General features: G+C 59.6%; 11 protein-coding genes. All 11 read left to right on the top strand.

From position 1 onward, the window contains the following. The first annotated feature begins 50 nt into the window (after positions 1 to 50). The 11 genes from mtnA to CKW11_RS09230 all read left to right on the top strand — a co-directional run bounded on the left by mtnA (position 51) and on the right by CKW11_RS09230 (position 13,640). Complete coding sequence (mtnA, locus tag CKW11_RS09180) at positions 51 to 1,127, top strand: S-methyl-5-thioribose-1-phosphate isomerase (RefSeq protein ID WP_095137261.1); 1,077 nt, start codon at positions 51 to 53, stop codon at positions 1,125 to 1,127. Positions 1,128 to 1,542: 415 nt separating this feature from the next. Then, on the top strand, positions 1,543 to 4,197 hold the full coding sequence (gene gyrA / locus CKW11_RS09185) for a DNA gyrase subunit A (RefSeq protein ID WP_027612418.1): 2,655 nt from the start codon (positions 1,543 to 1,545) through the stop codon (positions 4,195 to 4,197). A gap of 221 nt (positions 4,198 to 4,418) precedes the next feature. Then, on the top strand, positions 4,419 to 5,504 hold the full coding sequence (gene serC, locus CKW11_RS09190) for a 3-phosphoserine/phosphohydroxythreonine transaminase (protein ID WP_095137262.1): 1,086 nt from the start codon (positions 4,419 to 4,421) through the stop codon (positions 5,502 to 5,504). Beyond that, the gene (pheA, locus tag CKW11_RS09195; protein WP_003226907.1) at positions 5,504 to 6,598 is read left to right on the top strand and encodes a prephenate dehydratase; all 1,095 of its coding nucleotides are present in this window, start codon (positions 5,504 to 5,506) and stop codon (positions 6,596 to 6,598) included. The genes serC and pheA overlap by 1 nt, the downstream gene beginning before the upstream one ends. 13 nt (positions 6,599 to 6,611) lie before the next feature. Further along, complete coding sequence (hisC, locus tag CKW11_RS09200) at positions 6,612 to 7,724, top strand: histidinol-phosphate transaminase (RefSeq protein ID WP_095137263.1); 1,113 nt, start codon at positions 6,612 to 6,614, stop codon at positions 7,722 to 7,724. Between the two features lie 28 nt (positions 7,725 to 7,752). Further along, positions 7,753 to 9,960: a bifunctional prephenate dehydrogenase/3-phosphoshikimate 1-carboxyvinyltransferase gene (locus tag CKW11_RS09205; RefSeq protein ID WP_256582039.1), complete on the top strand. Its 2,208-nt coding sequence runs from the start codon at positions 7,753 to 7,755 to the stop codon at positions 9,958 to 9,960. After that, entirely contained in the window at positions 9,957 to 10,646 is a 690-nt protein-coding gene (gene cmk / locus CKW11_RS09210; RefSeq protein ID WP_007963625.1) for a (d)CMP kinase, read from the top strand. The genes CKW11_RS09205 and cmk overlap by 4 nt, the downstream gene beginning before the upstream one ends. Before the next feature lie 119 nt (positions 10,647 to 10,765). Continuing rightward, positions 10,766 to 12,451: a 30S ribosomal protein S1 gene (rpsA, locus tag CKW11_RS09215; RefSeq protein ID WP_027612422.1), complete on the top strand. Its 1,686-nt coding sequence runs from the start codon at positions 10,766 to 10,768 to the stop codon at positions 12,449 to 12,451. Positions 12,452 to 12,650: 199 nt separating this feature from the next. Next, entirely contained in the window at positions 12,651 to 12,929 is a 279-nt protein-coding gene (locus CKW11_RS09220; protein ID WP_027612423.1) for a hypothetical protein, read from the top strand. A 151-nt stretch (positions 12,930 to 13,080) separates the two neighbouring features. Then, positions 13,081 to 13,368: an integration host factor subunit beta gene (gene ihfB / locus CKW11_RS09225; RefSeq protein ID WP_068587689.1), complete on the top strand. Its 288-nt coding sequence runs from the start codon at positions 13,081 to 13,083 to the stop codon at positions 13,366 to 13,368. A 98-nt stretch (positions 13,369 to 13,466) separates the two neighbouring features. Continuing rightward, complete coding sequence (locus CKW11_RS09230) at positions 13,467 to 13,640, top strand: LapA family protein (RefSeq protein ID WP_253150466.1); 174 nt, start codon at positions 13,467 to 13,469, stop codon at positions 13,638 to 13,640. Positions 13,641 to 13,721 lie beyond the last annotated feature (81 nt).

Here is a 13,721-nt window from a genome sequence, read left to right on the forward strand (position 1 = left end):
GGGGGGATCGCTATAATCGGCGGCTTTTGTTCATGAGTGCGAGGTGAGGGATGCGCGATCGACTGTTGGCTGCGGAGAAAGTAAAGGCCATCGATTGGCGAGATGGCGCGCTCCACCTGCTGGATCAGCGTGTTTTGCCGTTCGAGGAAACCTGGATTGCCTACACCAGCGCCGCCGGCGTGGCTGAGGCGATTCGTTCGATGGTGGTGCGTGGCGCACCGGCGATCGGCATCAGCGCGGCCTATGGCATTGTGCTGGCGGCCCGCGCCCGCGTGGCCGAAGGCGGCGACTGGTACGCGGCGCTGGAAGAGGATTTCGCTCTGCTGGCGGATTCCCGTCCGACGGCGGTCAACCTGTTCTGGGCCCTGAATCGCATGCACGATCGGCTCGATCGCCTGAAGGACAATGCCGATCCGCTGGTGGCGCTGGAAGCCGAAGCTATTGCCATTCACGAGAGCGATCGCGAAGCCAACCTGACCATGGCCCAGCTCGGCGTCGATCTGATCCGCAAGCATCAGGGCAATGCCCAGGCAATCCTGACCCACTGCAACACCGGCGCTCTGGCTACCGGTGGTTTCGGTACCGCGCTGGGGGTGATTCGTGCGGCGTACCTGGAAGGCATGGTCGAGCGGGTTTATGCCGATGAAACCCGACCATGGCTGCAGGGCTCGCGCCTGACCGCTTGGGAGCTGGCGAACGAAGGCATCCCGGTGACGCTCAATGCCGACTCGGCTGCTGCGCACATCATGAAGACCAAAGGCGTGACCTGGGTGATCGTCGGCGCTGACCGCATCACCGCCAATGGCGACGTGGCGAACAAGATCGGCACCTATCAACTGGCGGTCAATGCCATGCACCACGGCGTGCGTTTCATGGTGGTGGCGCCGAGTTCGACCATCGACATGCATCTGGCCAGCGGCGACGACATTCCGATCGAGGAACGTGACGGTGCCGAACTGCTGGAAGTCGGTGGCAAGCGCGTGGGCGCGGACGTCGAGGCGTTCAATCCGGTGTTCGACGTGACGCCGGCGGATCTGATCGATGCGATCGTTACCGAGAAGGGCATCGTCGAGCGCCCGGATACGGCGAAAATGGCCCAGTTGATGTGCCGCAAGCGTCTGCATTGATTGGCTTGATGTCTGCGTTGTCCTCTTCGCGCTCCCACAGGTTTTGTGCATGCCACAGAACATTGTGGGAGCGAGCTTGCTCGCGAAGGGGCCCTAAAAGTCAATAAACATCCACAAATCAGCCTCAAAATCTGCATTCAAAGAAGCTCTGAGCCTCTCTCGTCCCCTTTACGCCTGTCATCGGTCAACTAACTATGCTCCATGCGCAGCTGGGGGATAGGTGCGTGGCGGCTCTTGTGATAACATCCGGCGTTTTCCGAGGCAGCTTCACGGAGCTGTCTTTACTGCGCAAATCCACGGTTCGATTTGTTGATTTGTCGTAAGTCGGCGCATGGCACTCAGCCTGCCCCGACGAGCTTCGTTCATCCCATATGGACATGACGAAGTTTCACCAGAAAAAGGAATCAGGCTTCTCATGGGCGAACTGGCCAAAGAAATCCTCCCGGTCAATATCGAAGACGAGCTGAAACAGTCCTACCTCGACTACGCGATGAGCGTAATCGTCGGCCGTGCACTGCCGGATGCGCGCGATGGCCTCAAGCCCGTGCACCGTCGCGTACTGTTCGCGATGAGCGAGCTGGGCAACGACTTCAACAAGCCGTACAAGAAATCTGCCCGTGTTGTCGGTGACGTGATCGGTAAGTATCACCCGCACGGTGATACCGCGGTGTACGACACCATCGTCCGCATGGCTCAGCCTTTCTCCCTGCGCTACCTGCTGGTTGACGGTCAGGGCAACTTCGGTTCGGTGGACGGCGACAACGCCGCGGCCATGCGATACACCGAAGTGCGCATGACCAAGCTGGCGCACGAGCTGCTGGCTGACCTGCATAAAGAAACCGTGGACTGGGTGCCGAACTACGACGGCACCGAAATGATCCCGGCGGTGATGCCGACGCGCATCCCCAACCTGCTGGTCAACGGTTCCAGCGGTATCGCCGTGGGCATGGCGACCAACATTCCGCCGCACAACCTCGGTGAAGTCATCGACGGTTGCCTGGCCCTCATCGACAATCCCGAGCTGACCGTCGATGAGCTGATGCAATACATCCCCGGTCCGGACTTCCCGACGGCCGCGATCATCAACGGTCGTGCCGGCATCATCGAAGCCTACCGCACCGGTCGCGGCCGCATTTACATGCGTGCCCGTTCGATCATCGAGGACATCGACAAGGTCGGTGGCCGTCAGCAGATCGTCATTACCGAACTCCCTTACCAGCTGAACAAGGCGCGTCTGATTGAGAAGATCGCCGAGCTGGTAAAAGAGAAGAAACTCGAAGGCATCACCGAGCTGCGCGACGAGTCCGACAAGGACGGTATGCGCGTCGTGATCGAACTGCGTCGCGGCGAAGTGCCTGAGGTGATCCTCAACAACCTCTACGCCCAGACCCAGCTGCAATCGGTATTCGGCATCAACATCGTTGCGCTGATCGATGGCCGTCCGCGGATTCTGAACCTCAAGGATCTGCTGGAAGCCTTCGTCCGTCACCGTCGCGAAGTGGTTACCCGCCGTACCGTGTTCGAACTGCGCAAGGCCCGCGAGCGTGGTCACATCCTCGAAGGTCAGGCCGTCGCCCTGTCGAACATCGACCCGGTGATCGCTCTGATCAAGGCGTCGCCGACTCCGTCGGAAGCCAAGGAAGCACTGGTCAGCACCCCTTGGGAATCCAGCGCCGTAGTCGCGATGGTTGAACGTGCCGGCGCTGATTCGTGCCGTCCGGAAAATCTCGATCCGCAATACGGTCTGCGCGAAGGCAAGTACTTCCTGTCGCCAGAACAGGCGCAAGCCATTCTGGAACTGCGTCTGCACCGTCTGACCGGTCTGGAGCACGAGAAGCTGCTGGCCGAGTATCAAGAGATCCTCAACCAGATCGGCGAGCTGATCCGCATCCTCAACAGCGCCGTGCGCCTGATGGAAGTGATCCGCGAAGAGCTGGAAGTGATCCGCGCCGAATACGGCGACGTGCGTCGCACCGAGATTCTCGATGCGCGTCTCGACCTGACCCTGGGCGACATGATCCCGGAAGAAGAGCGCGTCGTGACCATCTCCCACGGTGGCTACGCCAAGACTCAGCCGCTGGCTGCGTACCAGGCACAGCGTCGTGGCGGCAAAGGTAAATCGGCGACCGGCGTCAAGGATGAGGACTATATCGCTCACCTGCTGGTGGCCAACAGTCACACCACGCTGCTGCTGTTCTCCAGCAAGGGCAAGGTGTACTGGCTGAAGACTTACGAAATTCCGGAAGCGTCCCGCGCCGCCCGTGGTCGTCCGCTGGTCAACCTGCTGCCGCTGGATGACGGTGAATACATCACCACCATGCTGCCGGTCGAGGAATACACCGAAGGTCACTACATCTTCATGGCGACCGCCAACGGCACCGTGAAGAAGACTCCGCTGGAATCCTTCAGCCGTCAGCGCAGCGTCGGTCTGATCGCGCTGGAGCTGGACGAAGGCGACGTGCTGATCTCCGCGGCCATCACCGATGGCGAGCGCGAAGTGATGCTGTTCTCCGACGGCGGCAAGGTCACGCGCTTCAAGGAATCCGACGTGCGTGCCATGGGCCGTACCGCCCGCGGTGTGCGCGGCATGCGTCTGCCGGAAGGGCAGAAGCTGATTTCGATGCTGATCCCGGAAGAAGGCAGCCAGATCCTCACCGCTTCCGAGCGTGGTTATGGCAAGCGCACCGCGATCACCGAGTTCCCTGAGTACAAGCGTGGCGGCCAGGGCGTGATCGCCATGGTCAGCAACGAGCGTAACGGCCGTCTGGTCGGTGCGGTTCAGGTGCTCGACGGCGAAGAAATCATGCTGATCTCCGATCAGGGCACCTTGGTACGTACCCGTGTCGACGAAGTGTCGAGCCTGGGCCGTAACACCCAGGGCGTGACCCTGATCAAACTGGCCAAGGACGAAACCCTGGTCGGTCTGGAGCGGGTTCAGGAGCCATCGGAAGTCGAAGGCGACGAGCTTGAAGGTGAAGAGGGTGCCGGGTTCGAGGGGGATGTCGTGATCGACGACGTTGCCGAGGACCAGCAACTCGACGCCGCAGCTGACGAAGAGCCGCAGGAATAAGCGGACAAGCGAGGGGGCGGATGAAAATTCGCCCCCTTGTTATTTGTCCGGTATGAAATATCGGCGCCCATGACGAACCCTGTGGGAGCGAGCTTGCTCGCGAAAGCGGAGCAACAGGCGACATCGTTGTTGAATGTCAGTCCGCCTTCGCGAGCAAGCTCGCTCCCACAGGATCGGCGCCGACTGATATGTGATACCACCAAATCAGAGCGAGATTGGATGTGAGCAAGCGAGCCTATAACTTCTGTGCCGGTCCTGCGGCGCTTCCTGAAGCTGTCCTGCAGCGTGCCCAGGGTGAACTCCTTGATTGGCACGGCAAGGGTCTGTCGGTCATGGAAATGAGCCATCGCAGTGATGAGTTCGTGTCCATCGCCACCCAGGCCGAGCAGGACCTGCGTGACCTGCTGAATATCCCGTCGAACTATAAAGTGCTGTTCCTGCAGGGTGGCGCCAGCCAGCAGTTTGCGCAGATCCCGCTGAACCTGATGCCTGAAGGCGGCAGCGCCGACTACATCGACACCGGTATCTGGTCGCAGAAAGCTATCGAAGAAGCTTCGCGCTACGGCCACGTCAATGTTGCTGCCACCGCCAAGCCTTACGACTATTTCGCCATTCCGGGCCAGAACGAGTGGAACCTGTCGAAAGACGCCGCTTACGTTCACTACGCGCCGAACGAAACCATCGGCGGCCTGGAATTCCAGTGGATCCCGGAAACCGGTGATGTGCCGCTGGTGGCCGACATGTCTTCGGACATCCTCTCGCGTCCGGTCGATATCTCGCGTTTCGGCATGATCTACGCCGGCGCACAGAAGAACATCGGCCCGAGCGGCATCGTCGTCAATATCATTCGCGAAGACTTGCTGGGCAAGGCTCGCGCGCTGTGCCCGACCATGCTCGACTACAAGGTCGCGGCCGATAACGGTTCTATGTACAACACCCCGCCGACCCTGGCCTGGTACCTCTCCGGTCTGGTGTTCCAGTGGCTGAAAGAGCAGGGCGGCGTCGAAGCGATCGCCAAACTGAATGACGTCAAGCAGCGCACGCTGTACGACTTCATCGACGCCAGCGGCCTCTACAGCAACCCGATCAACAAGTCGGACCGCTCGTGGATGAACGTGCCATTCCGTCTGGCTGACGATCGCCTGGACAAGCCGTTCCTCGCCGGTGCCGACGAACGCGGCCTGCTCAACCTCAAGGGCCACCGCTCCGTGGGCGGGATGCGCGCCTCCATCTACAACGCCGTCGACATCAACGCCGTTAATGCGCTGGTGGCGTACATGGCTGAATTCGAGAAGGAACACGGCTGATGTCCGAGCAAGAACTCAAGGCACTGCGCGTTCGCATCGACGCTCTGGACAGCAAGGTCCTGGAGCTGATCAGCGAGCGTGCCCGCTGCGCCCAGGAAGTTGCGCGAGTAAAGATGGCCTCGCTGGCCGAAGGCGAAGTGCCGGTGTTCTATCGTCCCGAGCGTGAAGCTCAGGTGCTCAAGCGGGTGATGGAGCGCAATCAGGGGCCGTTGGGCAACGAAGAGATGGCGCGGTTGTTCCGCGAAATCATGTCCTCTTGCCTGGCACTCGAGCAGCCGCTGAAAGTGGCTTACCTCGGCCCTGAGGGCACTTTCACCCAGGCGGCGGCCATGAAGCACTTCGGCCACGCGGTGATCAGCAAGCCGATGGCGGCAATCGACGAAGTGTTCCGTGAAGTCGCGGCGGGTGCGGTGAACTTTGGCGTGGTGCCGGTGGAAAACTCCACCGAAGGCGCGGTCAACCACACCCTCGACAGCTTCCTTGAACACGACATGGTGATCTGTGGCGAAGTCGAGCTGCGCATTCACCATCACCTGTTGGTCGGTGAAAACACCAAGACCGACAGCATCAGTCGCATCTACTCCCACGCCCAATCGCTGGCCCAGTGCCGCAAGTGGCTGGACGCGCATTACCCGAATGTCGAGCGCGTGGCAGTGTCGAGCAATGCCGAAGCGGCGAAGCGGGTCAAGGGTGAGTGGAATTCGGCGGCGATTGCCGGCGACATGGCCGCAGGCTTGTATGGTCTGACGCGTCTGGCCGAGAAGATCGAAGACCGTCCGGACAACTCGACGCGCTTCCTGATGATCGGTAACCAGGAAGTGCCGCCGACCGGCGACGACAAGACTTCGATCATCGTCTCGATGAGCAACAAGCCTGGCGCGCTGCATGAACTGCTGGTGCCGTTCCATGACAACGGGATCGACCTGACCCGGATCGAAACCCGTCCGTCGCGCAGCGGCAAATGGACCTACGTGTTCTTCATCGACTTCGTCGGCCACCACCGTGATCCGCTGATCAAAGGTGTGCTGGAAAAGATCAGTCAGGAAGCAGTAGCACTCAAAGTGCTGGGTTCCTACCCGAAAGCAGTTCTCTAAGGGGCGGTAGCAAATGAGTGGCAACTTCCTCGCTCTGGCACAGCCGGGCGTGCAACAACTTTCGCCGTACGTTCCGGGCAAGCCTGTGGACGAACTGGCGCGCGAGCTGGATCTGGATCCGGCGAAAATCGTCAAACTGGCGAGCAATGAAAACCCGTTGGGCGCCAGCCCGAAAGCGCTGGCAGCGATTCGCGAAGAGCTGGCCGAGCTGACCCGTTATCCGGACGGCAACGGCTTTGCGCTGAAATCGCTGCTGGCCGAGCAGTGCCGCGTCGAGCTGAATCAGGTGACCCTGGGCAACGGCTCCAACGATATTCTTGAGCTGGTGGCGCGCGCCTATCTGGCGCCGGGCCTGAACGCCGTGTTCAGTGAGCACGCGTTCGCTGTCTACCCGATCGCCACCCAGGCTGTCGGTGCGCAGGCCAAAGTGGTTCCGGCCAAGGACTGGGGGCACGACTTGCCTGCGATGCTCGCAGCCATCGATGCCAACACCCGTGTGGTATTCATCGCCAATCCAAACAACCCGACCGGTACCTGGTTCGGCGCCGAAGCGCTGGACGAGTTCCTGCAGGATGTGCCGGAGCACGTGCTGGTGGTGCTGGACGAAGCGTACATCGAGTACGCCGAAGGCAGTGATCTGCCGGACGGTCTGGATTTCCTCGCGGCGTACCCGAATCTGCTGGTATCGCGCACCTTCTCCAAGGCCTATGGCCTGGCAGCGCTGCGCGTCGGTTATGGCCTGTCGACTGCGGTGGTGGCGGATGTGCTCAATCGTGTGCGCCAACCATTCAACGTCAACAGCCTGGCCTTGGCCGCGGCCTGTGCGGCGCTGAAAGACGAGGAGTATCTGGCGCAAAGCCGTCAGCTCAACGAATCCGGCATGCAGCAGTTGCAGGCAGGTTTCCGTGAGTTGGGTCTGAGCTGGATCGAGTCCAAGGGCAATTTCATCTGCGTCGATCTCGGTCAGGTAGCTGCGCCGATTTTTCAGGGCTTGCTGCGCGAAGGCGTGATCGTGCGTCCGGTGGCCAATTACGGCATGCCGAACCACCTGCGGGTGACCATCGGTCTGCCGGCGGAAAACAGCCGCTTCCTCGAAGCGCTGCGTAAGGTTCTGGCTCGTGGGTGATGTCACTGCTCTGCAATCTGCTGCACCTATGATCGGTCGCCTGGTGGTGGTCGGTCTGGGATTGATCGGTGGTTCGTTTGCCAAAGGCTTGCGTGAAAGCGGTGTGTGCCGCGAAGTGGTCGGGGTCGATCTCGACCCGCAATCGCGCAAGCTGGCGGTCGAGTTGGGGGTGGTGGATCGTTGTGAGGATGACCTGATCGCTGCGTGTCAGGGCGCCGACGTGATTCAGCTGGCGGTGCCGATCCTGGCCATGGAGAAAGTGCTCGCGCGTCTGGCGAGTGTTGATCTGGGCCAGGCGATTTTGACCGATGTCGGCAGCGCCAAAGGCAATGTGGTGCGTGCGGCGACCGAGGCGTTCGGCGGCATGCCGGCGCGTTTCGTCCCGGGCCATCCGATTGCGGGTTCCGAGCAGAGCGGGGTGGAAGCCTCGAATGCCGAGCTGTTCCGTCGGCACAAGGTGATTCTGACGCCGCTCGAGCAAACCGATCCGGCGGCACTGGCGGTGGTCGATCGTCTGTGGCGCGAACTGGGTGCCGACGTCGAGCACATGCAGGTCGAGCGCCACGACGAAGTGCTGGCTGCGACCAGTCATCTGCCGCACCTGCTGGCCTTCGGTCTGGTTGACTCGTTGGCCAAACGCAATGAAAACCTTGAGATCTTCCGTTACGCTGCGGGCGGTTTCCGCGATTTCACAAGAATCGCCGGAAGCGACCCGGTGATGTGGCACGACATCTTTCTCGCCAACCGCGAGGCTGTCCTGCGCACACTCGATACATTTCGCAGCGACCTCGACGCCTTGCGCGACGCGGTCGATGCAGGGGATGGGCACCAATTGTTGGGCGTCTTTACGCGCGCCCGGGTTGCCCGCGAGCATTTCAGTAAAATCCTGGCCCGCAGGGCCTATGTGGACGCTATGAATTCCAACGATCTGATTTTCCTGGCTCAACCTGGTGGCCGCCTGTCCGGTCGGATTCGCGTACCAGGTGACAAATCGATTTCCCACCGTTCGATCATGCTCGGCTCGCTGGCCGAAGGCGTGACCGAGGTTGAAGGTTTCCTCGAGGGCGAAGATGCCCTGGCGACCTTGCAGGCATTTCGCGACATGGGCGTGGTCATCGAAGGCCCGCACCACGGTCGTGTGACCATTCACGGCGTCGGCCTGCACGGCCTGAAGCCAGCGCCGGGTCCGATCTATCTGGGCAACTCCGGCACCTCGATGCGCCTGTTGTCCGGCCTGCTGGCGGCGCAGAACTTCGACAGCACCCTGACCGGCGATGCGTCGCTGTCCAAGCGTCCGATGAATCGCGTGGCCAATCCGCTGCGTGAAATGGGCGCCGTGATCGAAACCGCTGCCGAAGGTCGTCCGCCGATGACCATTCGTGGCGGGCACAAGCTCAAGGGTCTGACCTACACCATGCCGATGGCCAGTGCGCAGGTGAAGTCCTGCCTGCTGCTGGCGGGTCTGTACGCGGAAGGCAAGACCACCGTGACCGAGCCGGCCCCGACCCGTGACCACACCGAGCGCATGCTGCGCGGTTTCGGTTACCCGGTAAGCGTCGATGGCGCCACCGCATCGGTCGAGTCCGGCGGCAAGCTGACCGCTACCCACATCGAAGTGCCGGGCGACATCTCGTCGTCGGCGTTCTTCCTGGTGGCGGCGTCGATCGCCGAAGGTTCCGAGCTGGTGCTGGAGCACGTTGGCATCAACCCGACCCGTACCGGCGTTATCGACATACTGCGTCTGATGGGCGCGGACATCACTCTGGAAAACCAGCGTGAAGTTGGCGGCGAGCCAGTGGCTGACCTGCGCGTGCGCGCTGCTAAACTCAAGGGTATCGAGATTCCGGAAGCGCTGGTGCCACTGGCCATCGACGAATTCCCGGTGCTGTTCGTGGCAGCGGCCTGTGCCGAAGGTCGCACCGTGTTGACCGGTGCTGAAGAGCTGCGCGTCAAGGAATCGGATCGCATTCAAGTGATGGCGGACGGCTTGCTGGCGCTGGGCGTCAAGTGCCAACCGACGCCGGACGGTATCATCATCGATGGCGGACAGATCGGTGGCGGCGAAGTGCATGGTCACGGCGATCACCGTATCGCCATGGCCTTCAGCGTTGCCTCGCTGCGCGCCACTGCACCAATCCGCATCCATGATTGTGCCAACGTCGCGACGTCGTTCCCGAACTTCCTCGCATTGTGCGCGCAGGTCGGCATTCGTGTGGCTCAAGAGGCTCAGTCGTGAAAAACATTGCACCGGTCATCACCATCGATGGGCCTAGCGGTTCGGGCAAGGGCACGGTCGCCGGTATTCTGGCCAAGCGTCTGGGCTGGAACCTGCTGGATTCCGGTGCGCTGTATCGCCTGCTGGCGTTTGCTGCGCACAACCATGGTGTCGACCTGACCAATGAAGAGTTGCTGAAGAAACTGGCCGCTCATCTGGATGTGCAATTCATCGCGGCGACCGAAGGTCAACTGCAGCGCATCATCCTTGAGGGTGATGAAGTCAGCGATGTCATCCGTACTGAAAGCGTCGGTGCCGGCGCGTCCCAAGTGGCTGCGTTGCCGGCCGTGCGCGAGGCGCTGCTGCAGCGCCAGCGTGCTTTTCAGGAAGCGCCGGGCCTGGTGGCTGATGGTCGCGACATGGGCACGGTAGTTTTTCCTGATGCGCCATTGAAGATCTTCCTGACCGCCAGCGCCGAGGAACGGGCGCGCCGCCGATATTTGCAGTTGAAGGGCAAAGGCGAGGATGTTAGTCTGTCGAGTCTGCTAGATGAGATCCGTGCACGCGACGAGCGTGATACCCAGCGCGCAGTAGCCCCGCTCAAGCCGGCGGCTGATGCGATCCAGCTGGATTCAACGGAGTTGTCCATCGATCAGGTGCTTGAACGCATCATGAGCGAGATCGCCATTCGCGATATCGCCGGGTGACCAAGAAGGCCGCAGGGGACCAGTCATAGTCCTGCAGCGCTTCTTTTAAATGAAACTAACCCACGCCGTCTGGGGTGTGGAGATGGGCGTATTCTTCGCCCTCATCTACAGGAATTAAAATGAGCGAAAGCTTTGCGGAACTCTTTGAAGAAAGCCTAAAGACCCTGAACCTTCAGGCAGGCTCCATCATCACCGGTGTTATCGTTGATATCGATTACCAGGCTCGCTGGGTAACCGTTCACGCTGGCCTGAAGTCTGAAGCACTCATCCCGCTGGAACAGTTCTACAACGATGCTGGTGACCTGACTATCAATGTCGGTGACGAAGTTCACGTTGCTCTGGATTCGGTTGAAGACGGTTTCGGTGAAACCAAGCTGTCCCGTGAAAAAGCCAAGCGCGCTGAATGCTGGATCGTTCTGGAAGCAGCCTTCGCAGCTGAGGAAGTGGTCAAGGGCGTTATCAACGGTAAGGTTAAAGGCGGCTTCACTGTCGACGTTAACGGCATCCGTGCGTTCCTGCCAGGTTCCCTGGTTGACGTCCGTCCAGTGCGCGACACCACGCACCTGGAAGGCAAAGAGCTGGAATTCAAGGTCATCAAGCTGGACCAGAAGCGCAACAACGTTGTCGTTTCCCGTCGCAGCGTCCTGGAAGCCGAGAACTCCGCCGAGCGTGAAGCTCTGCTGGAATCCCTGCAGGAAGGCCAGCAAGTCAAAGGTATCGTCAAAAACCTCACCGATTACGGCGCATTCGTCGATCTGGGTGGCGTGGACGGCCTGCTGCACATCACCGACATGGCGTGGAAGCGTATCAAGCATCCTTCCGAAATCGTCAACGTTGGTGACGAAATCGACGTCAAGGTTCTGAAATACGATCGCGAACGCAACCGTGTTTCCCTGGGCCTGAAGCAACTGGGCGAAGATCCATGGGTTGCTATCAAAGCCCGTTACCCAGAAGGCACTCGTGTTACCGCTCGTGTAACCAACCTGACCGACTACGGCTGCTTCGCTGAGCTGGAAGAAGGCGTTGAAGGTCTGGTACACGTTTCGGAAATGGACTGGACCAACAAGAACATCCACCCTTCGAAAGTCGTACAAGTCGGCGACGAAGTGGAAGTCATGGTTCTGGACATCGACGAAGAGCGTCGTCGTATCTCCCTGGGCATCAAGCAGTGCAAGTCGAACCCATGGGAAGACTTCTCTGGCCAGTTCAACAAGGGCGACAAGATCTCCGGCACCATCAAGTCGATCACCGATTTCGGTATCTTCATTGGTCTGGACGGCGGCATCGACGGTCTGGTTCACCTGTCCGACATCTCCTGGAACGAAGTGGGCGAAGAAGCCGTACGTCGTTTCAAGAAGGGCGACGAGCTGGACACCGTCATCCTGTCGGTTGACCCAGAGCGCGAGCGCATCTCCCTGGGCATCAAGCAACTGGAAAGCGATCCGTTCTCCGAGTACGTCTCGGTTAACGACAAGGGCGCTATCGTGACCGGTACCGTGAAAGAAGTTGACGCCAAAGGCGCCATCATCGTTCTGGCCGACGACATCGAAGCAACCCTGAAAGCCTCCGAAATCAGCCGTGATCGCGTTGAAGACGCGCGCAACGTTCTGAAAGAAGGCCAGGAAGTTGAAGCCAAGATCATCAGCGTTGATCGCAAGAGCCGCGTAATCCAGCTCTCGATCAAGTCGAAAGACGATGCTGAAGAGAAAGAAGCCATCCAGAGCCTGAAAGCAGCTCCGGAAGGCGAAGCAGCTGACACCACTATGGCGGCACTGCTGCGTCAAGCAATGGCCAAACAGAACTAAGTTCTGCTTGATCATGAAAAAGGGCGACTTCGGTCGCCCTTTTTTGTGCCTGCGATTTGTGCGGTACGGTTGGGGGGGGGGGGTGAAACCAATCCCTTCAGCGGGTTGTCTGTTTCTTTAATCGGATCAATCGCCTATTCGCGACTAAGCTGGGTATTAGTCGTGCAGTAGTCGGGCGTAGCCTGGCATAAGGAAGTGGATGAACAGATTTATTGTATTGATTGCGGTGTTGGTATTGGCTGGCTGCACCACAAGTGCCAAGACGCATGCCGTGCGTGGCGTCAGCGGTATCGAGATCGACTGCTCTGGTCTGGGTTCGGGGTGGGAGAAATGCCAGAAGCGCGCAGCGAAGGAGTGCAAGGGGGCAGGTTATAGGGTAATCACCCGATCTGATCAGGCCAAGGATGAAGATGAATATCCGTTTGGCTTCAATCCCGCAGGCTACGTCACTCGAACCATGCTGGTCATGTGTCGATGAGTGTTTACTGCTCGGCTTGTGCTTTTGTGCACTGAAAAAAGGCGTTTCGGCGCCAAGGAAGATATGTCAATCCCTGGGCTGTTCAAAATCTTCCGGGCGTGCTAAAACCTTTCAAGCGCTGATCTAGCTGCTTGAAAAAGAAGGGAAAAATATGACGAAGTCGGAGTTGATCGAACGAATTGTCACCCATCAAGGGCTACTCTCATCAAAGGATGTGGAGCTGGCCATCAAGACCATGCTTGAACAAATGTCCCAGTGCCTGGCTACCGGTGATCGCATCGAGATCCGTGGGTTTGGCAGCTTTTCTCTGCACTATCGTGCCCCGCGTGTCGGTCGCAATCCGAAGACTGGCCAGTCAGTCAGTCTGGACGGTAAATTTGTTCCGCATTTCAAGCCAGGCAAAGAGCTTAGAGATCGGGTAAACGAGGATGAAGAATAGGGATACGCCCTGTAATGCACGTGAGGGAAGGTGCTGTGCATAGAGTGAAAAGATTTATTTTGGTTTTACTTTTATTGGTAGCGGTGGTCGCTACCTTGATGTTTTCGCTTGAGAATCAGCAACCGGTTTCTCTGACATTCCTGGGCTGGTCTACTCCGCCGTGGGCTGTCTCGATGTATGTATTGACGGCGCTGTTGGTCGGCTTGGCGATCGGACCTCTGTTGAGCTTGATGCTGTACAGGCGCCATAAAGCTGGGTCGGGGAGGGGGTAGCCCGATCCTGGATGTGACAGAGTTCGGAATGTTGCAGCCCACACCAGCTTTGCGGCGCCGGCGTACAACCTTTCCGTACGC

The organism is Pseudomonas sp. Irchel s3a10 (assembly GCF_900187525.1).
Classification (GTDB): Bacteria; Pseudomonadota; Gammaproteobacteria; order Pseudomonadales; family Pseudomonadaceae; genus Aquipseudomonas; species Aquipseudomonas koreensis_G.